This window comes from Nocardia sp. CA-120079 (assembly GCF_050955745.1).
Lineage (GTDB): Bacteria > Actinomycetota > Actinomycetes > Mycobacteriales > Mycobacteriaceae > Nocardia.
Genome location: NZ_CP192088.1, coordinates 5,105,701 through 5,125,055 on the forward strand (window position 1 = coordinate 5,105,701; position 19,355 = coordinate 5,125,055).

The window sequence follows — 19,355 nt, forward strand, 5'->3', positions numbered from 1 at the left end:
AGTAGAATCGTGTCAGGTCCCGTCACTCCAGGAGTCGCGTTGTCCCAGCAGAAGAGGGCCGGATTGACCGCGCTCGGCGCCGTGCTCTCACCGCTCGAGGGCGGTGGGCCCAAAACCGAGGCCGTAGTGCAGCGGCTGTCTGCTGCGATCAGCCTCGGTGTGATGGCCGACGGCCAGCAGTTGCCGAGTGAAACCGATCTGGCCAACCAGTTGGGTGTCTCCACGATGACCCTGCGGGAGGCGCTGGTCGTCCTTCGGCAGCAGGGCATCGTGCACACCAAGCGCGGGCGCGGAGGTGGCAGCTTCATCAGCGCTTCGGCGGAGGTCTTCGAGAGCACCTCGCTGGCGCGGTTGCAAAAGATGAGCGTGCAGGAGCTGCGCGATCTAGGCGATGAGCACTTCGCCGTCACCGGGGCGGTTGCCGTGTTCGCCGCGCGGCGCAGCTTGCGGGCCGATATATCCGGACTCCGCGCCCTGGCCGACCGACTCGAGGACAGCTGCGACCTCGTCTCGGCCCGCCAGGCCGACAGCCGCTTCCACATCGAGATGGCGGTGTGCGCGCAGTCCACCCGGCTGACCCGCGCCGAGGTCGGTCTGCAGGCAGAGCTGTCGGCCTTGCTCTGGCTGCCGGGGCTGAAGCTGGACCCCACGGTCGAGGCGACCGCCCATCGTGACGTGGTGGACGCGATCGAACAAGAAGACGATGCCCGGGCCAGAGAACTGGCAGAATCGCATACGGAATCACGCATCCGCCGCCTTGTTGCCTTGCGCTTGGAGCTCAGTGAGGGACACCGATAACTTTCCGGCCCCCGCGACCATCGAGTCGCTCGCTGATTCCGTCACAAAACTGGCTGACGAGGTCTACACATCGCTGGCAACCATCGGGACCGCGCTGACAACCCTGTGGGATGAGCTCACCGAGAAGCTGCGCTCGGCTCCCCGGGCAAAGGATCTGGCACCGCTGCGCGAGACCATCCTCGGCGAACTCGAGTCGCGCGGAAAATTGTTCAACGGCGCAGGCGTAGTGATGGCCGACCGCGTTCTGGCCGATCACCCCCGGCACCTCGAGTGGTGGCTTCCCGCCGCGCAACGCCTGGTGCTGGAATTGAATCCCGGGAGTGAATACTTCTACGACTACACCAAAATGGACTGGTTCACGGTTCCGCGCGAGCAGGGTCGGCGATGGGTACAGGGGCCGCACCTCGATTACGCGTGCACCGACGAGTATGTCTGCACATTCTCGATACCGGTCACGACCACATCGGGAACATTCCTCGGAATCGCCGGCGCCGATGTGCCGGTCGCCGCGATCGAGGAGGTCTTGCTCGCGCGATTCCAAGCATTCGGTCAGCGGGTGGTGCTGGTCAACAGTGAAGGCCGCGTCATCATGGGGACCGATCCGGAATTCACGACCGGATCCAAGACGAGCCGGCTGGACAGATCTGCCGCGACAGTTCCGATCGAGGCGATGCCTTGGTCGTTGCGTCCGCTCGGATCCACGCCATCCCACTGACCCCGCGTCAACTCCACAGCGTCACATGCACTTTCGGACGGAACCGGGTGACACCGACACCGGACCCGCGGATCATCGCCTGCGTGCATCGCGGGGTGGTGATGAACCGCAGCAGTTCCGACACCGCGGGCTGGCGCGTGTCCGGTGGCAAGGTGGTCGCGCACCACTCATCGGATACCTGAAGGCCCGGTCCCTTGATGTGGCGCAACCGGCCGGCTGCGAGGTCGGAGGACACGGCGAAGCCGATCGTCAGGGTGATGCCTCCGGCACAGCGAACCTCTTCGAGGGCGGCGGCGTCGCTCTGGAAGATCCGCTGGTGTGATTCAGGAATGGCCAACTCGCGCAGCATTGTCGCGATGTGCCCGTCGACACTGCCCGCACCGGGGCCCAGCATCCACTGCTGTTCCCGCAGCAGCGCTGGATGCGGTGCGATCTCGGCCAGTGGGCTGTCGGGGCGCGCGACCGAAATGATCTGATACTTCAGGAACGGCCGGGCGGTGATGGTCGAGTCGGTGCCCTGGTGCCCGGGTCCCAGCGCGATATCCACCGCACGGGTCTCGATCAGGCTGCGGAACCGACTGGTGGGATGCACACTCAGCTCCACCGACAGATCCTTGGCCCGCGCCGCGAACAGGTCGATGAGGCCGGGCGCGGCATGTTCGGCGAACGCAGTCGATGCCGCGATACGCAGCAGCCGTCGGCCGTGCGCGGCCTCGCTGACCTCGATGGCGGTCTGGCGCTGCAGTCCGAGAATCTCGATCGCGCGGCTGGCCAAGCGCAACCCGCCGGGGGTGAAGGCCAGACCCGATGCCGCGCGGGTGAACAGCGGGTCGTCGAGCTCCTTGCGCAGCTGGGCGATGTGCGTCGAGACACCGGCATCCGACATCCCCAGCTCGCCGGCCGCCGCATGGACGGAGCCGAGCCGCACCACGGTCGAGTAGGCCCGAAGCTGGGCGGGCGTCACAATCCGAGTCTACTTTGGAGGTGAACGCAGCGCCGACGGCTGCATCGCGTCTGGAGGACGCATTATGCAGGACGTGCTCACGGATCTGATGACAACATGGAACGCCGGGGGCACAGCTGGGGTCGCGACGGTCGTGCGGACCTTCCGTTCGTCGCCGCGACCGCCAGGAGCGGCGATGGTCGTGGCCCCGGACGGAACGGTCGGCGGTTCGGTTTCCGGTGGCTGTGTCGAGGGCGCGGTCTACGAACTGGCCACCGACGTCATCCGGACCGGTTCTGCGGTGCTGCAGCGGTACGGCTTCTCCGACGAGGACGCATTCGCTGTTGGTCTCACCTGCGGCGGCATCATCGACGTCTTCGTCGAAGCGGTCTCGCGGGAGACGTTTCCAGAACTCGGCGAGGTCGCCGCGGATATCGCCGAACATCGGCCGGTCGCGGTTGCGACCGTCATCGAGCACCCCGACACCGCCCGGGTAGGGCGTCGGCTGCTGATCCGGCCGAACGATGCGCACGGCGCGCTGGGGTCGGCGCGCGCCGATGATGCGGTCATCGATGACGCACGCGGGCTGCTCGCGGCGGGCCGCACCGAAGTGCTGTCCTATGGTCCGGAGGGGCAGCGCCGCGGCGAGGGCATGAGTGTTTTCGTCGCCAGTTACGCACGGCAGCCGCGGATGCTGGTGTTCGGGGCGATCGATTTCGCCGCCGCCGTCGCCCAGCAGGGATCGTTCCTCGGCTACCGGGTGACGGTGTGCGACGCGCGGCCGGTCTTCGCCACCTCCGCCCGGTTCCCGACCGCCGACGAGGTCGTCGTCGACTGGCCGCACCGCTACCTCGCCGCGCAGATCGCGGCCGGCGCGGTCGATTCGCAAACCGTCGTCTGCGTGCTGACCCACGATCCCAAGTTCGACGTTCCGCTGCTCGAGGTGGCACTGCGCGCACCGCAGATCGGCTATGTCGGTGCCATGGGCTCGCGCCGCACGCACGACCAGCGGCTGGGCCGGTTGCGACAGGCAGGCCTCACCGACGAACAACTCAGCCGCCTCGCCAGCCCGATCGGGCTGGATCTGGGCGGGCGGACACCGGAAGAGACGGCGGTGTCCATCGCGGCCGAGATCATCGCGCGACGCTGGGGCGGACACGGCGGCGCACTGAGCAGAACCGGCGGCCGGATCCACCACACGACCAGCGCGAACAGCGAATTAAGTGATTCCTTAAATCGGTCTTGACGGTGGCATCAGCGAGGCCGAGGCTTGGCTCATTCCGCTGATGTGAGGTCGATCACATGCAAGTTCCTGGGCCATTCGAATACGAGCGCGCAACGGGCGTGGATCACGCCGTCGGACTACTGGACCGGCTCGGGGAGGAGGCGCGCATCGTCGCGGGCGGGCACAGCCTGCTGCCGATGATGAAGCTGCGTCTGGCCAATCCGGAATATCTCATCGACATCAACGACCTGGCCGCCGAACTGGGCTACATCGTCACAGATCCGACCCTGGTGCGCATCGGCGCGATGGTCCGGCATCGGCATGTACTGGAATCCGACGACCTCGCCACGGTGTGCCCGATCTTCCGTGACGCCGAGCGCGTGATCGCCGACCCGATCGTACGCAACCGCGGCACGATCGGTGGCTCACTGTGTCAGGCCGATCCCGCCGAAGATCTGTGCACTGTCTGCACGGTCCTCGGTGCCACCTGCCTGGTGCGCGGACCGTCCGGCGACCGGGAGATCGCGATGGACGACTTCCTGGTCGGCCCGTATGAACCCGCCATGTCGCACAACGAACTTCTGATCGAGATCCGAATCCCGGTGCGGCATCGGACATCGAGCGCCTACGCGAAGGTGGCGCGTCGCGTCGGCGACTGGGCGATCGCGGCGGCCGGCGCGACGGTGACCCTGCGCGGCGAGGCGATAGCGGCCGCACGGATCGGCCTGACCGCGGTCGACCCAGATCCGGCGGCGCTGGCCTCCTCGGTGGACGTGCTCATCGGTGAGCCGCCCACCGAGGAGGTCTTCGCGGAGGCGGGCCGCCGGGCGAGCGCGGCGTGCTCACCTGTCTCCGATGCGCGCGGCAGCGCGGATTACAAACGCCACCTCGCGTCCGAACTGACGATTCGCGTGCTGCGCACCGCGGTCGAGCGCGTACTGAATCACCCTGCGCCGGAAGGGAATCAGCCATGCAGGTAACCATGACCGTCAACGGCGAGCCGGTGACCGCGCAAGTCGAGCCACGCACCCTGCTCGTGCATTTCCTGCGAGATCAGTTGCGGCTCACCGGAACCCACTGGGGCTGTGACACCAGCAACTGCGGCGCCTGTGTCGTGGAGGTCGACGGCGAACCGGTGAAGTCGTGCACCATGCTGGCCGTCATGGCCGGCGGTCGTGCAGTGCGCACCGTCGAAGGGCTCGAGGTGGACGGCCGACTCGATCCCGTGCAAGAGGGTTTCATGCAGTGCCACGGGTTGCAGTGCGGATTCTGCACGCCCGCCATGATGATCACCGCCCGCGCCCTCCTCGACCGCAACCCGAATCCCGACGAGCAGACCATCCGCGAGGCGATCTCGGGCCAGATCTGCCGCTGCACCGGATACACCACCATCGTGCGGTCGATCCAGTGGGCCGCGGCGAAACAACGCGGCGAAGCGGTCCAGCCCGAACCCGCCGCCCCGCCTACACCGGTAGGGACCACGTCATGACCGCCGTCGAATCCCGCCCCGAAGACCGTGTCGACAACGACCACAAGCCGTGCGGTCACGGCAGGATGCTGCGCAAAGAGGATCCGCGGTTCATTCGCGGACACGGCAATTACGTCGACGACGTATCGCTGCCCGGCATGCTGCATTTGGCGATCCTGCGGTCCCCGTTCGCGCACGCCCGGATCGTCAGCGTCGATACCTCCGCGGCACAGGCACATCCGAAGGTCAGGGCGGTCGTCACGGGTGCGGATCTGGCGGCGAAGGGACTGGCCTGGATGCCAACGCTGTCCGACGATGTGCAAGCGGTGCTGGCCACCGACAAGGTGCGGTTCCAGGGCCAGGAGGTGGCCTTCGTCGTCGCCGAGGACCGCTATTCCGCCCGGGATGCGTTGGAGCTCATCAACGTCGACTACGAGATGCTCGATCCGGTGATCGACGCCCGGACCGCGCTGGCGCCCGGGACGCCGGTGATCCGCGACGATCTCGAGGGCAAGCGCGACAACCACTGCTTCGACTGGGACACCGGCGACGCCGCCGCGACCGATGCGGTGTTCGCGCGCGCCGACGTCGTCGTGAAACAGGAGATCGTCTATCCGCGAGTGCATCCCGCCCCGATGGAGACCTGCGGTGCCGTCGCCGATCTCGATCCCGTGACGGGCAAGCTCACCCTGTGGTCGACGAGCCAGGCACCGCATGCCCACCGCACCCTCTACGCGTTGGTCGCCGGGCTGCCCGAGCACAAGATCCGGGTGATCTCACCCGATATCGGCGGCGGGTTCGGCAACAAGGTGCCCATCTATCCGGGATACGTCTGCGCCATCGTCGGGTCACTGTTGCTGGGCAAACCGGTGAAGTGGATGGAGGATCGCAGCGAGAACCTCACCAGCACCGGATTCGCCCGCGACTACATCATGGTCGGCGAAATCGCCGCCACCGCCGAAGGCAAGATCCTGGCCATCCGGTCGACCGTGCTCGCCGATCACGGCGCCTTCAACGGCACCGCCGCGCCGTTGAAGTATCCGGCCGGCTTCTTCGGCGTCTTCACCGGCAGCTACGACATCGAGGCCGCCTACTGCAAGATGACCGCGGTCTACACGAACAAGGCCCCCGGCGGCGTCGCCTACGCGTGCTCGTTCCGGATCACCGAGGCCGTCTACTTCGTCGAGCGGTTGGTCGATTGCCTCGCCTACGAACTGAAGATGGACCCGGCCGAGCTGCGGCTGCGCAATCTCCTTCGCCCCGAGCAGTTCCCGTACACCACCAAGACCGGCTGGGTCTATGACTCCGGCGACTACGAGAAGACCATGCGCCTGGCGATGGACATGATCGGCTACGACGCCTTGCGAAAGGAGCAGCAGGACAAGCGCGCCCGCGGCGAGCTGATGGGCATCGGGATGTCCTTCTTCACCGAGGCCGTCGGTGCGGGTCCACGCAAGGATATGGACATCCTCGGACTCGGGATGGCCGACGGGTGCGAGCTGCGCATCCATCCAACCGGCAAAGCCGTTGTGCGCATCGCGGTGCAGACCCAGGGGCAGGGGCACGAGACGACCTTCGCCCAGATCGTCGCCGAAGAACTCGGCATCCCACCCGAGGATATCGACGTGGTGCACGGCGATACCGATCAGACTCCGTTCGGCCTGGGCACCTACGGCAGCCGCTCGACACCGGTCTCGGGCGCCGCCGCCGCACTGGTGGCGCGCAAGGTGCGCGACAAGGCACGGATCATCGCCTCCGGCATGCTCGAGGTCTCCATCGCCGACCTCGAGTGGGAGAAGGGCTCGTTCCACGTCAAGGGCGATCCTTCCGCGGCCGTCACGATCCAGCAGATCGCGATGCGCGCACACGGCGCCGGAGATCTACCCGAAGGCATCGAGGGCGGACTCGACGCGCAGATCTGCTACAACCCGGAGAATCTCACCTACCCCTATGGTGCGTATTTCTGCGTCGTCGACATCGACCCGGGGACAGCCGTAGTGCAGGTGCGGCGCTTCCTCGCCGTCGACGACTGCGGCACCCGGATCAATCCGATGATCATCGAGGGCCAGGTGCACGGCGGCATCACCGACGGCATCGGCATGGCGCTGATGCAGATCATGGCCTTCGACGAGGACGGCAACTGCCTGAGCGGATCCCTGATGGACTACCTCATCCCGACCGCACTCGAAGTTCCGCATTTGGAGACCGGCTACACGGTCACCCCTTCGCCGCACCACCCGATCGGCGCGAAAGGCATCGGCGAATCGGCCACGGTCGGATCGCCGGCAGCGGTGGTCAACGCCGTGGTAGATGCGTTGGCGCCGTTCGGAGTTCGCCACGCCGACATGCCGCTGACGCCGTCGCGGGTGTGGGAAGCGATGCAGGGGCGGGCAACACCGCCGATCTGAGTGGGTGCGGCGATGGGATCACCGATGAAGATGAGCGAGCGCGCACAGCAGTTGGTTCGCACCAGGACTCCGTTCGTGCACGCGACCGTCGTGCGCGCGCAGCAACCGACCTCCGCGCACGCCGGGGACGAAGCGATCCTGTTGCAGGACGGGACGATCGAAGGGTTCGTCGGCGGCCAGTGCGCCCAGAACTCGGTCCGCAAGGCGGCGCTGGGTGCCCTGCAGTCACACGAGAGTGTGCTGCTGCGCGTACTGCCCGACGGTGACCTGCAGTTTCCCGAAGCACCCGGCGCGGCGGTCGTGGTGAATCCGTGTCTGTCCGGCGGAGCGTTGGAGATATTCCTCGAGCCGCAGATCCCGGCGCCGTTGGTGCGCATCTGCGGCGCGACACCCATCGCCGACGCCTTGGCCGACATGTGCGAACTGGTCGGATTCGGAGTGCAGCGCAGTGTCGCCGGAACCGACCCACCGGATTCGCTGGCCGATACGACGGCGATGGTGATCGCCAGCCACGGCGGCCCCGAAGCCGAGCTGATCCGGGCCGCGCTCGATGCGGGTCTGGGCTATATCGGGTTGGTGGCCAGCAAGATTCGGGGGGCGTCGATTCTCGACGAACTCGAATTGACCGACGCCGAGCGTGCGCGCGTGCGCACCCCGGTGGGTTTGCCGATCGGCGCCAAAACCTCCGCCGAGATCGCCGTCTCGATTGTCGCGCAAGTGATCCAGGCGATCCGCAAAGACGGTTTGGCCGTGACACCCCGCACGGTGGATGTCGCGGTCGAGGTGCTCGATCCGGTGTGCGGCATGATCGTGACGGTCGGGCCGGACACACCGCATCTCACCATCGGCGATGTCGACCACTGGTTCTGCAGCTCCAGCTGCCGCACCTGCTTCGCGAAGACGAGCTCATGACAATCGGATTCGTCACCGCAGTCGTACTCGCCGCAGGAGCTTCACAGCGCCTCGGCACTGCGAAACAGCTACTGCCGTACCGGAATACGACGGTTCTCGGCGCCACCCTCGACGCGGTGCGTTCCTGCGCTTTCGACCAGATCATCGTCACCCTCGGCGGCGCGGCCACAGCGATCCGGCAGCAGGTCGATCTCGCCGGGCTGGAGGTGGTCACAGCCGACGACTTCGGTTCGGGCTGTTCGTCGTCGTTGCGTTCGGCCCTGCCCGCGGTGCACCCCCGTGCCGCCGGAATTGTGCTGATGCTCGGGGATCAACCGGGTCTGTCGGCGGCAACGGTCGAGCGACTGATCGCCGAGGGAACGTCCACGGCGATCACGGTCTGCCGCTACCACGACGGTGTCGGACATCCATTCTGGCTGAGTCGCAGCGTATTCGGCGAGTTGGCCCGATTGCGCGGCGACAAAGCCGTGTGGAAGATCATCGAGTCCGGCCACGTCCCGGTGTCTCGACTCGACGTCGACGCACCGATGCCTTTGGATGTGGACACCTGGGACGACTACGAGCGCCTGCGCGCCGCCACGTCGCCATGATGTCACCGTTCGACGATATCGAGGACGTGGTCCGACGATTCGACGCCGACGACTACCTGCTCGATACCGGGACCGCCGCCGCTTTCTATCTGGCCACCACGTTGGGTCGGCCGCTGCTGCTGGAAGGCGAACCGGGAGTGGGCAAGACAACGGCAGCCAAAACCCTGGCCACCGTGCTCGATGCACCACTGATCCGCCTGCAGTGCTACGAGGGACTCACCGTGAGCGAAGCGCTGTACGACTGGAACTACCAGCGTCAACTGCTCAGCATCCGGCTCGCCGAGGCGCGCGGCGCCGACCTCACCGAAGCCGAGCTGTTCACCGAGGCATTCCTGGTCGACCGCCCGATCCTGCGCTGTGCCCGATATCGCGGTCCGACACCCCCGGTGCTGCTGATCGATGAAATCGACCGTGCCGACGACGAATTCGAAGCGCTGCTGCTCGAATTCCTCGGTGAGGCCACGGTGACCGTACCCGAACTCGGGACTTTCGTCGCCGAACACCCGCCGCTGGCGGTGCTGACCTCCAACCGCAGTCGCGACCTGCACGACGCGCTGCGGCGGCGCTGCCTCTACCACTGGATCGACTACCCGGAGCCGACCCGTGCGGTCGCGATCGTGCGACGCACCGTGCCCGGGGCAACCGACGCGCTGATCGAACACGCCACCCGATTCGTCGGCCGCGCCCGCGATCTCGACCTCGACAAGCCGCCCGGCGTCGCCGAAACCATCGACTGGATCGCCGCGCTGGCAACACTCGAGGTCGCCGATCTCACCGCACCGGAGGCGCTCGCGGCGCTCAGCGCACTGGCGAAGACACCCGACGACCGAGCCACCGTGCACACGGCATTCGTCGAATACACCCGAAGCCTGGCCACCGGATGAGAGGGACACTCCGATGAAGATCGCCAACGAATTCACCGTCAACGCACCCGTCGAGCAGGCATGGCAGGTGCTGACCGACCTCGAACAGGTGGTCCCGCTCATGCCCGGCGCACAGATGGTCGGCTGGCAGGGACAGGACTTCCTCGGCAAACTGAAGGTCAAAGTCGGCCCGGTGACCACCGAATTCACCGGGAAAGCCAATTTCGTCGAGCGCGACGAACACGACCATCGCGCCGTCATCAACGGCACCGGCCACGATTCCCGCGGATCCGGAAACGCGGCGGCGACCATCACCACGCAGCTGCGCGAAGACGGCGGCAAGACCCGCGTCACCGTGCACACCGACCTCAAGATCGTCGGCAAGCTCGCCCAACTCGGCAGCGGAGTGCTGCAGCAGGTGTCCGAGAAACTCCTCGGCCAATTCGTGACGTCCCTCGAAGCGAAACTCGCGGCGAGCGATTCGGCCGCCGCGGTAGTTGAGCCCGACAGCCGAGAGATGCGCCCGCAGCCGGTCACACAAACCGAACCGGCACCACTGGACCTCGTCGATCTCGTCGGACCCGCGATGATCAAGAAGTATGCGCCCGCGATCGCGCTCGCACTGGCGTCCGTGCTCGCAATCATCCTGGTACGCAGACGGATGCGCGAGAAGCGATGACCCGCGCGGTAATACTACGCGGGGTCGATCTGGCCGCATTCGCTGTCGCGGTGGTCGCACGGCTGCGCCGTAGTGGCGTCGCGGTCGCACCGAGCGGACCCGCGCTGTTCGTACAAGCCTTGCGCCGCATACCACCGCGGTCGCGCACCGAACTCTACTGGGCCGCGCGACTCACACTCGTCGATCGCATGCAGGATCTCGCCGCCTTCGACGCGGTCTTCGCCACGGTGTTCGCCGATGCGGTGCTGGGTGTGGACCCGCCGAGCCGAACGCGCGGATTGCCGACCGAACACCTGTCGGTCCCGGGTACGGGCGGTCGCGGGCAAAGTCGGCAAGGCGGTGCGGTCCCTTGGGCGACACTGCAATCAGCGACCGGCACCGACCGATCGACCGACAAGGGTGTGACGGTGCCGGACATACTGCCGAGCAGATTCGCGGCACGAGCACAGGAACCGTTCGACCACTTCGATCCCGACGATCTGCGCACGGTCGGTGCCTGGCTCGAGCAGGCATCGGCGCACTGGCCGCAACGCCGCAGCAGGCGGTATGAAAACCATCCACACGGCAAACGGATCGACTTCCGGGCCACGATGCACAACTCCCGCCGCACCGGCTGGGAGTCGGCGGTCCTGGTCCGCACCCGTCCCCGTGGCCGCCCGCGCCGAATCGTCATGATCTGTGACGTCAGCCGCTCCATGCGACCGTATTCGACGATCTACCTACACCTGATGCGAGCCGCGATGCAGCGCCGCAACCCCGATCGACCCGAGGTATTCGCCTTCTCCACCTCGCTGACCAGGCTGACCCCGGTGCTGGCGCACCGTTCCCCGGATGTCGCGGTGGCCAGGGCCAACGACAAAGTGGTCGACCGCTACGGCGGCACGCATATCGGACGGTGCCTCGGCACACTGCTCGCGACTGCGTCCGGTAACGCGGTACGCGGCGCCGTCGTCGTCATCGCCTCGGACGGCTGGGACAGCGACACCCCCGATGTCCTCGCCCGAGCGATGGCCCGGATCCGACGCCGGGCTTGGCGCGTGATCTGGCTCAATCCCCGCGCGGGCGACACCCGATTCCAGCCGACCACCGGCGCGATGGCGGCGGCCCTGCCGTACTGCGACATCATGATGCCCGCACACACGCTGGCGGGCATGCACGAGTTCCTGCAAGCCCTGGCATCGGCGAATGTCACCTGACGGCAACCCCGGTCGGGTTCATGCGCCAACCCGAACCCAAAGGGGTCAGACCGGAGTAATCGGCAACCGGAGCGCGCCCGGCGCCGACTCCGGCACCACCGGATTCTTCGGCGCGATCGCATCGATCCGCCGATACGGCGCACCCAGCCGCGGACGCTGATCCTGTTCACCTTTGTTCGGCCACAACGACATCGCGCGCTCGGCCTGCGCGGTGATGGTCAGCGACGGGTTCACCCCGAGATTCGCCGAGATCGTCGAACCGTCCACAATGTGCAGCCCCTCGTAACCGTAGAGCCGCTGATACGGGTCGACCACGCCGGTATCGGGAGAGTCGCCGATCGCACAGCCACCGATGAAGTGGCCGGTGATCGGGATATTGGCCATCTCGGTCCAGGAGCCCTGCGGAATGCCGTTGATCTTCTCGGCGACCCGCCGGGTGACCTCGTTGCCCTCCGGAATCCACGCCGGAGGCGCTTGTCCCGCACCGGGTTTAGTGGTCATCCGCTTACCGAACAGACCGCGCTTGTTATAGGTGATGATCGAATTGTCGACGTTCTGCATGACCAGCAGCCCGATCATCCGTTCGGACCAGTGCGCCGGATTGTGCATGCGCAGCAGATCCCGCCGATACCGCACCATCTCCCGTATACCGAGCACCCAGCGACGCCTACCCTCCTGCCCGTCGACCAGCACCGTCGTCAACAGACCCATGAAATTGCTGCCCTTGCCGTAACGCACCGGCTCCACATGGGTGTAGGCGTTGGGATGGATCGAAGAGGTGATAGCGACACCCTTGGTGAAATCCGAATCCCTGTCTCGTGTTCGCGCCGCCAGCACCGCCTCGGAATTCGTGCGCGCCAGATGACCCAGGCGCGGCGAAATATTCGGCAGCACACCACGATCCCGCAGATTGTGCAGCAGCTGCTGGGTGCCGAGCGCGGCCGCGGAGAACACCACCTGATCGGCGGTCAAGGTCTGCTTCGCCTTGCGAACCCAGCGCCCGGTGCGCACGGCATCGACCGCATACCCGCCACCGGACAGTGGCCGCACCGACACCGCGGTCGTCAACGGATGCACGGTCGCGCCCGCCTGCTCCGCCAGATACAGATAGTTCTTCACCAGGGTGTTCTTCGCGCCGTGCCGACACCCGGTCATGCACTCACCACAGTGCGTACACGAGCGCCGCTCGGGTCCGATACCACCGAAGAACGGATCCGCGACCGCAGCCCCGGGCCGAGTCTCCTTATCCGCGAACAACACTGCGACCGGTGTGCGCCGGTAGGTATCGCCGATACCCATATCCTCGGCGACCTCCCGCAGCACCCGATCCGACGGCGTCGTCGCCGGATTGGTCGTCACCCCCAGCATGCGCTTGGCCTGGTCGTAATGCGGCGCCAGCTCGGACTTCCAATCGGTGATATGCGCCCACTGCTTATCGCCGTAGAAGGTATCCGGCGCCTCGTACAGCGTGTTCGCGTAAACCAGCGAACCGCCACCGACACCCGACCCGCTCATGATGAAGGTGTCGTTCAGCAGCGTCATCCGCTGAATACCGAAGCAGCCCAATTTCGGCGCCCACAGATACTCGCGCAGATGCCAAGAGTTCTCAGCGAATTCGTCATCGGCGAAGCGCCGCCCCGTCTCCAGGACACCGACCCGATAGCCCTTCTCGGTCAACCGCAGCGCGCTGACACTGCCACCGAAACCGGAACCGATCACCAGCACGTCATAGTGCGTCATGGGATCACCTTCCGGTCCGAACCAGCTCGTAGTCGCGGACATCGAAATGCGTGCGCTTGTCGTATTCACTCATCCGGCCCGGCCAGTTCGCCGTCACCCGACCGCTGGCCTCCCGGTACCAACTGGTGCACTTGGTCCACACCGTATGTTCGAGCCGCCCCTGGATCTCCTCGTCGAACCGCGCCTCCACCTCCGGCCGCACCGACAGATAACCACCGACCTCGCGCAGATGCTCCACCGCTTGACGCAGATAGCGCGCCTGCCGCTCGTGCATGTAGATGATCGAACCCGCACCGAGGTTGGTATTCGGCCCGTACATGATGAACATATTCGGGAAATGCGGCACGGTGAGGCCCTTGTAGGCCCGCGCACCGCCCGACCACACCTCGCGCAGCTCCTTACCACCGATCCCGCGAATCGTCATGGGCGCCAAGAACTCCGTGGCCTTGAATCCGGTGCAGTACACGATCACATCGACCTCGTACAGCGTGCCGTCCTCGGTGCGCACACCGGTCGGCGTGATCTCGGCGATATGCGAGGTCTCCACAAACACATTCGGCTGCGCCACCGCCGGGTAATAATTGCTCGCCATCAGCCCGCGCTTACAGCCCGCCGGGTAATCCGGCGTCATCTTCGCCAGCAGTTCGGGATCAGAGATCTGCGAGGCCCGATGCCGGTCCGCCCACCCCGAGATCACATCGGCGATGCGGCCGTTGCCCTCCAGTCCCGAAGTCACCAACTCGTAGAACGAATACCAGCCCAAGCGCTCCGCGCGCTGGATCAGCGCGAACTTCGTCACGATCGACAGCTTGTCCAGCGTATTGAGTTTCGGTGGCGCGTAATAGCTTTCGATCTTCGGAATGATCCACGGCGCCGACCGCTGGAACACCGTCAACTGCCCGACCCTCGGCTGAATCGCCGGAATGATCTGAATCGCACTCGCACCGGTGCCGATGATCGCGACCCGCTTACCGGACAGCTCGACCTCGTGATCCCAGCGCGCCGAATGGAACGCCTCCCCGGTGAACGAATCCATGCCCGCAATATTCGGCCACACCGGACGCGACAGCTGACCCACCGCAGGCACGAAGACATCCGCCTCGAGCAGCTCACCCGCGGTGGTGCGCACCTGCCAGACGCCACGGTCGGCATCGAAGTCCGCCGAGTCGACCTCGACACCGAAACGCATGTGCTTGTCGAGGCCGTAGCGGCGGGCGACATCATGCATGTAGGCGAGGATGTCGGGCTGCTCGGCGAAACGCTTCGGCCAGTGCGCATTGGGGGCGAAGGAGAACGAGTACAGATCCGATGGTGCGTCACAGGCGGCACCGGGATACGTATTGTCCCGCCAGACTCCGCCGAGCCCGGCGGCCTTGTCGATAATGGTGAAAGCGTCGTAGCCGCGGCGCTTGAGCTCCAGCGCAGCCGCGAGGCCGCCGAATCCGGCGCCGACGATGAGCACGGACGGAGTGCTAGTCATGTCGACAACTGTATGAATGGTGGGGTGGTTGCCGAGAGAGCACTGCGGCCAGGAAATCAATATTTTCGGCCATCGCGTGTGCCGAGGACATCCGCGATGACCGAACAGCTGCAACCAAGCTCGCATGCTCTCATCACTGCCCGTGCAGCTACGACAAGGCGGGCGCGCGCCGTCCCACTATCTGTCACAGTGACGATTTACGGCGGGGTAGCGGGGGACGAGACGAAGGGGAGGGGCACCGAAACTTTTTGCAACCCAGGATAATTCGGACGTCTACAGACTTCGGCGCACGCCTCACCGGTTCGACCGGCCACCATCAAGACGCCACCGGGACAGCATCGGGCTCGGACTTATGATCCGCATGGAATCCCGGCAGATACCGGTTGGCGAGCGGAATCATCACTTGAATCAGCGGACCGATGCCGAAGGCGTACACCACGGTGCCCACGCCGACGCTGCCGCCGAGTAACCAGCCGGTCGTCAGCACGGTCACTTCGATCCCGGTACGCACCAATCGCACCGACCATCCGGTCCGGCGCACCAGTCCAGTCATCAGTCCATCCCGCGGCCCTGGACCCATACCCGCCCCGATATACAGCACGGTTGCCACCGCATTCAAAACCACTGCGGCACCCATCGCGCCGAGCTGCACCGGCAGAACATCCCAGTCCGGCAACATCCACAGCCCGACATCGACCGACACACCGATCACCACGACATTGCTCACCGTGCCGAGACCCGGCCACTGCCGCAACGGAATCCACGCCGACAACACCGCGACTCCGGTCAGCGCCGTCACCGCGCCGAAACTGATCGGCACATGCGTGGCCACCCCTTGATGAAACACATCCCACGGATCCAACCCGAGCCCGGCCCGAATCATCACCGCCATCGAAAACCCGTACAACCACAACCCGACATAAAGCGCCACCAGCCGCCGAACCAACATCACCCCAGCCTGCCGCCAACTGGACCCGCAAAACAGATCCAATCATCAAGTAGTGGCCTCATAAGCAGAAGCCAATCCAACTCGCCACACGTTCGCAGAGAACCCCTTAATCGTCACGTGACGATTAAGGGGTTCTGTTCGGGATGTAGAGGGGAGTCGGGCTCGAACGGCCGGGATCCGAGGGTCCCAGCGAATCCAATGTTCTTCCATCAAAACCCAGGATCAGCAGAAATATTTACATCAACAGAATCGGGCAACAAGGGGACACCGCGCATTCGGAGCACGCGTTCCGTGCGCAGGGTCGCCGACAACCCCGGCAGACAGAAATCCTGAAATCCCATACATGCCAACGTCATACAACACGAACCGCCCACTCCCAGCCCCGCCCTTGTAACGCCGATAATCAACACTATGTCAAGTAAGCGCCGTGACGATCGCCGCTCACAGTTCATCCGCCGATCCTCTCCCAATAACCACAACCTCGGACCGGCAGCCGATCGTGGATTCGTCAGATGCGACAGATCCGGAGACCAGCGGATTGTGGGATCGTCTCGAGATTTCGGAAAACCCTCCCTGTGGAGACTTGAATGAGTCATACTCTTGAACGTGTCCACGAATCCGGAATTCGAGCGTATGTTGCGCGGGGTGTCGCTGCGCGTGACGGCGCCGCGGATTGCCGTGCTGACTGCCGTGCACGAGCATCCGCACTCCGATACGGACTCGATCCTCGGTCATGTGCGCGCGACGGTCGGTGCGGTATCCCATCAGGCGGTATACGACGTGTTGCGCGCGCTGACGGCCGCCGGTCTGCTGCGGCGCATCCAACCAATGGGATCCCTCGCGCGCTATGAAACGCGAGTCGGCGATAACCATCACCATGTGGTGTGCCGCTCCTGCGGCGTCATCGCCGATGTCGATTGCGCCGTCGGCGAGGCGCCCTGCCTGACCGCATCACACGACAACGGATTCGTACTCGATGAGGCCGAGGTCATCTATTGGGGCCTGTGCCCCGACTGCTCGGCAGCGCAAATGTCCGGATCACACCAGTGATCACAGCCCGATTCACTCACTCCCCCGAAAGGAATTGCCGTGCCTGAGGAACATCCGCCCATCGGAGAGGCCAATACGGAACCCACCGCCGGTGGTTGCCCCGTCACCGGTCGCCTCAAGTCCCCAGCCGAAGGCGGAAGCAACCGTGACTGGTGGCCGAACCAGCTCAACCTCAAGATCTTGCAGAAGAACCCGGCCGTAGCCAACCCGATGGACGCGGATTTCGACTACGCCGCGGAATTCAAAACCCTCGATCTGGCTGCCGTGAAGCAGGACATCGTGGAGGTCATGACCACCTCCCAGGACTGGTGGCCCGCCGACTTCGGTCACTACGGACCGTTCTTCATCCGGATGGCCTGGCATGCCGCGGGTACCTACCGGATCAGCGACGGCCGCGGCGGAGCCGGTGCCGGCATGCAGCGCTTCGCCCCGCTCAACAGCTGGCCCGACAATGGAAACCTCGACAAGGCCCGGCGCCTGCTGTGGCCGGTCAAGAAGAAGTACGGCAAGAAGCTGTCCTGGGCCGACCTCATGGTCTACGCGGGCAATGTGGCACTCGAAGACATGGGCTTTCCGACCTTCGGTTTCGGTGGCGGCCGCGTCGACCAGTGGGAGCCCGAGGAGGACGTGTACTGGGGTCCCGAGCAGACCTGGCTCGGCGACGAACGCTACACCGGCACCCGCGACCTCGAAAACCCCTTGGCCGCAGTCCAAATGGGTCTGATCTACGTCAACCCTGAAGGCCCCAACGGCAATCCGGACCCGCTCGCCGCGGCCGTCGACATCCGCGAGACGTTCCGCCGCATGGCCATGAACGATATCGAGACGGCGGCCCTGATCGTGGGTGGCCACACCTTCGGCAAGACCCACGGCGCCGGCGATGCCGGACTCGTCGGTCCCGAGCCCGAGGCCGCCCCGCTCGAAGAGCAGGGCCTGGGCTGGACGAGTGCCTTCGGCAGCGGTGTCGGCAAGGACGCGATCACCTCCGGCCTGGAGGGCACCTGGACGCCCACCCCGACCAAGTGGGACAACAGCTTCCTCGAGACCCTGTACGGCTACGAGTGGGAGCTGACCAAGAGCCCCGCCGGTGCGAACCAGTGGATCCCCAAGGACGGCGCGGGCGCCGGCACCGTGGTCGATGCCCACGACCCGTCGAAGTCCCACACTCCGGTCATGCTGACGACGGACCTCTCGCTCCGGATCGACCCGATCTACGAGCAGATCACCCGTCGCTGGCTCGAGCACCCCGAAGAGCTCACCGCGGAGTTCGGCAAGGCTTGGTACAAGCTGACCCACCGCGATATGGGACCGAAGGTCCTTTACCTCGGGCCGGAGGTGCCGGAGGAGACGCTGCTGTGGCAGGACCCGGTCCCGGCCGCTGACTACGACCTCATCGGGGCCGCCGATATCGCCGCGCTCAAGAGCCAGATCCTGGCCTCGGGTCTGACTGTCGCACAGCTTGTTTCGACCACATGGGCGGCAGCAGCGTCGTTCCGCGGCAGTGACAAGCGCGGTGGCGCCAACGGCGGACGCATCCGCCTGCAGCCGCAGGCCGGCTGGGAGGTCAACGAGCCCGACGAACTCGCCCAGGTGGTGCGCGTGCTCGAGGGCATCCAGGAGTCCTTCAACTCCGCCCAGACCGGCAACACCCGGGTGTCCTTCGCCGACCTCGTCGTGCTCGGCGGCGCCGCGGCCGTCGAGCAGGCAGCCAAAGCCGCCGGCTACGACGTCGAAGTGCCGTTCACCCCGGGTCGCACGGACGCCACCCAGGAGCAGACCGATGTGGAGTCCTTCTCCGCGCTCGAGCCCAGCGCGGACGGTTTCCGCAACTACCTCGGGAAGGGTAACCGGCTCCCGGCCGAGTACCTGCTGATCGACCGGGCGAACCTGCTCACCCTCAGCGCCCCCGAGTTGACCGTCCTCGTCGGTGGTCTGCGTGTCCTCGGCGCGAACCACAAGCAGTCGCCGCTGGGCGTCTTCACCGAGAACCCGGGATCGTTGACCAACGACTTCTTCGTGAACCTGCTCGACATGGGCACGAAGTGGGAGCCGTCGGCCGCCGATGACGGAACCTACGAGGGCACCGATCGCGCCACCGGTGCGGTCAAGTGGACCGGCAGCCGCGCCGACCTGGTCTTCGGGTCGAACTCGCAGCTGCGCGCCCTCGCGGAGGTCTACGCGACCGACGACTCGAAGGAGAAGTTCGTCAACGACTTCATCGCCGCGTGGGTCAAGGTGTCGAACCTGGACCGGTTCGACCTGGTGTGATGAAGGAGGAATGACCGACCGCCAAGGACGGTCGTCCTCGTCCGGCACCCCCGCGAACTCCATAGTTCGCG

17 protein-coding genes are annotated in these 19,355 nt (G+C 65.7%); 13 read left to right on the forward strand and 4 right to left on the reverse strand.

Features of this window, described 5'->3' with window-relative positions:
• Positions 1 to 39: 39 nt before the first annotated feature.
• Both ACQPYR_RS23410 and ACQPYR_RS23415 read left to right on the forward strand, forming a co-directional pair.
• Positions 40 to 798, forward strand: coding sequence for a FadR/GntR family transcriptional regulator (locus tag ACQPYR_RS23410; protein ID WP_433621095.1), 759 nt, complete (start codon positions 40 to 42; stop codon positions 796 to 798).
• Positions 782 to 1,513, forward strand: coding sequence for a cache domain-containing protein (locus ACQPYR_RS23415; RefSeq protein ID WP_433621096.1), 732 nt, complete (start codon positions 782 to 784; stop codon positions 1,511 to 1,513). The genes ACQPYR_RS23410 and ACQPYR_RS23415 overlap by 17 nt, the downstream gene beginning before the upstream one ends.
• A 7-nt stretch (positions 1,514 to 1,520) precedes the next feature.
• On the opposite strand, the gene ACQPYR_RS23420 is transcribed toward ACQPYR_RS23415, so the two are convergent.
• On the reverse strand, positions 1,521 to 2,477 hold the full coding sequence (locus ACQPYR_RS23420) for a LysR family transcriptional regulator (RefSeq protein ID WP_433621097.1): 957 nt from the start codon (positions 2,475 to 2,477) through the stop codon (positions 1,521 to 1,523).
• Positions 2,478 to 2,541: 64 nt separating this feature from the next.
• Between ACQPYR_RS23420 and ACQPYR_RS23425 the strand changes: the two genes are divergently transcribed.
• The 9 genes from ACQPYR_RS23425 to ACQPYR_RS23465 are packed head-to-tail and all read left to right on the forward strand — an operon-like array spanning position 2,542 to position 11,797.
• Entirely contained in the window at positions 2,542 to 3,702 is a 1,161-nt protein-coding gene (locus tag ACQPYR_RS23425; RefSeq protein WP_433621098.1) for an XdhC family protein, read from the forward strand.
• Positions 3,703 to 3,758: 56 nt separating this feature from the next.
• Entirely contained in the window at positions 3,759 to 4,661 is a 903-nt protein-coding gene (locus ACQPYR_RS23430; RefSeq protein WP_433621099.1) for an FAD binding domain-containing protein, read from the forward strand.
• Complete coding sequence (locus tag ACQPYR_RS23435; protein WP_433621100.1) at positions 4,652 to 5,170, forward strand: (2Fe-2S)-binding protein; 519 nt, start codon at positions 4,652 to 4,654, stop codon at positions 5,168 to 5,170. Before ACQPYR_RS23430 ends, ACQPYR_RS23435 begins: the two co-directional genes overlap by 10 nt.
• Positions 5,167 to 7,557, forward strand: a complete 2,391-nt coding sequence (locus ACQPYR_RS23440; protein ID WP_433621101.1) for an aerobic carbon-monoxide dehydrogenase large subunit — start codon at positions 5,167 to 5,169, stop codon at positions 7,555 to 7,557. Before ACQPYR_RS23435 ends, ACQPYR_RS23440 begins: the two co-directional genes overlap by 4 nt.
• Positions 7,558 to 7,581: 24 nt before the next feature.
• A complete protein-coding gene (locus ACQPYR_RS23445; RefSeq protein ID WP_433621102.1) occupies positions 7,582 to 8,469 on the forward strand; it encodes an XdhC family protein in 888 nt (295 codons plus the stop codon).
• Positions 8,466 to 9,059: a nucleotidyltransferase family protein gene (locus tag ACQPYR_RS23450; protein ID WP_433621103.1), complete on the forward strand. Its 594-nt coding sequence runs from the start codon at positions 8,466 to 8,468 to the stop codon at positions 9,057 to 9,059. The genes ACQPYR_RS23445 and ACQPYR_RS23450 overlap by 4 nt, the downstream gene beginning before the upstream one ends.
• Positions 9,056 to 9,943: an AAA family ATPase gene (locus ACQPYR_RS23455; protein ID WP_433621104.1), complete on the forward strand. Its 888-nt coding sequence runs from the start codon at positions 9,056 to 9,058 to the stop codon at positions 9,941 to 9,943. The genes ACQPYR_RS23450 and ACQPYR_RS23455 overlap by 4 nt, the downstream gene beginning before the upstream one ends.
• Positions 9,944 to 9,956: 13 nt before the next feature.
• On the forward strand, positions 9,957 to 10,601 hold the full coding sequence (locus ACQPYR_RS23460) for an SRPBCC family protein (protein WP_433621105.1): 645 nt from the start codon (positions 9,957 to 9,959) through the stop codon (positions 10,599 to 10,601).
• Entirely contained in the window at positions 10,598 to 11,797 is a 1,200-nt protein-coding gene (locus tag ACQPYR_RS23465) for a vWA domain-containing protein (RefSeq protein WP_433621107.1), read from the forward strand. Before ACQPYR_RS23460 ends, ACQPYR_RS23465 begins: the two co-directional genes overlap by 4 nt.
• A gap of 45 nt (positions 11,798 to 11,842) precedes the next feature.
• On the opposite strand, the gene ACQPYR_RS23470 is transcribed toward ACQPYR_RS23465, so the two are convergent.
• The 3 genes from ACQPYR_RS23470 to ACQPYR_RS23480 form a co-directional block, all read right to left on the reverse strand.
• Positions 11,843 to 13,537 (reverse strand): GMC oxidoreductase, encoded by a 1,695-nt coding sequence (locus ACQPYR_RS23470; RefSeq protein WP_433621108.1) that lies wholly within the window; start codon positions 13,535 to 13,537, stop codon positions 11,843 to 11,845.
• 4 nt (positions 13,538 to 13,541) lie between these two features.
• Positions 13,542 to 15,017, reverse strand: a complete 1,476-nt coding sequence (locus ACQPYR_RS23475) for a flavin-containing monooxygenase (RefSeq protein WP_433621109.1) — start codon at positions 15,015 to 15,017, stop codon at positions 13,542 to 13,544.
• Between the two features lie 316 nt (positions 15,018 to 15,333).
• A complete protein-coding gene (locus ACQPYR_RS23480; RefSeq protein WP_433621110.1) occupies positions 15,334 to 15,966 on the reverse strand; it encodes a YczE/YyaS/YitT family protein in 633 nt (210 codons plus the stop codon).
• A gap of 606 nt (positions 15,967 to 16,572) precedes the next feature.
• Between ACQPYR_RS23480 and ACQPYR_RS23485 the strand changes: the two genes are divergently transcribed.
• Both ACQPYR_RS23485 and katG read left to right on the forward strand, forming a co-directional pair.
• Positions 16,573 to 17,016, forward strand: a complete 444-nt coding sequence (locus ACQPYR_RS23485) for a Fur family transcriptional regulator (RefSeq protein WP_433621111.1) — start codon at positions 16,573 to 16,575, stop codon at positions 17,014 to 17,016.
• A gap of 39 nt (positions 17,017 to 17,055) precedes the next feature.
• Positions 17,056 to 19,284 (forward strand): catalase/peroxidase HPI, encoded by a 2,229-nt coding sequence (gene katG, locus ACQPYR_RS23490; protein WP_433621113.1) that lies wholly within the window; start codon positions 17,056 to 17,058, stop codon positions 19,282 to 19,284.
• Positions 19,285 to 19,355: the final 71 nt, after the last annotated feature.

Bases quoted from the DNA above. Each gene is read 5' to 3' on its own strand.
- ACQPYR_RS23425 (WP_433621098.1), top strand. From the start codon at position 2,542: ATGCAGGACGTGCTCACGGATCTGATGACAACATGGAACGCCGGGGGC.
- ACQPYR_RS23430 (WP_433621099.1), top strand. From the start codon at position 3,759: ATGCAAGTTCCTGGGCCATTCGAATACGAGCGCGCAACGGGCGTGGAT.
- ACQPYR_RS23435 (WP_433621100.1), top strand. From the start codon at position 4,652: ATGCAGGTAACCATGACCGTCAACGGCGAGCCGGTGACCGCGCAAGTC.
- ACQPYR_RS23440 (WP_433621101.1), top strand. From the start codon at position 5,167: ATGACCGCCGTCGAATCCCGCCCCGAAGACCGTGTCGACAACGACCAC.
- ACQPYR_RS23445 (WP_433621102.1), top strand. From the start codon at position 7,582: ATGAAGATGAGCGAGCGCGCACAGCAGTTGGTTCGCACCAGGACTCCG.
- ACQPYR_RS23450 (WP_433621103.1), top strand. From the start codon at position 8,466: ATGACAATCGGATTCGTCACCGCAGTCGTACTCGCCGCAGGAGCTTCA.
- ACQPYR_RS23455 (WP_433621104.1), top strand. From the start codon at position 9,056: ATGATGTCACCGTTCGACGATATCGAGGACGTGGTCCGACGATTCGAC.
- ACQPYR_RS23460 (WP_433621105.1), top strand. From the start codon at position 9,957: ATGAAGATCGCCAACGAATTCACCGTCAACGCACCCGTCGAGCAGGCA.
- ACQPYR_RS23465 (WP_433621107.1), top strand. From the start codon at position 10,598: ATGACCCGCGCGGTAATACTACGCGGGGTCGATCTGGCCGCATTCGCT.
- ACQPYR_RS23470 (WP_433621108.1), bottom strand. From the start codon at position 13,537: ATGACGCACTATGACGTGCTGGTGATCGGTTCCGGTTTCGGTGGCAGT.
- ACQPYR_RS23475 (WP_433621109.1), bottom strand. From the start codon at position 15,017: ATGACTAGCACTCCGTCCGTGCTCATCGTCGGCGCCGGATTCGGCGGC.
- ACQPYR_RS23480 (WP_433621110.1), bottom strand. From the start codon at position 15,966: ATGTTGGTTCGGCGGCTGGTGGCGCTTTATGTCGGGTTGTGGTTGTAC.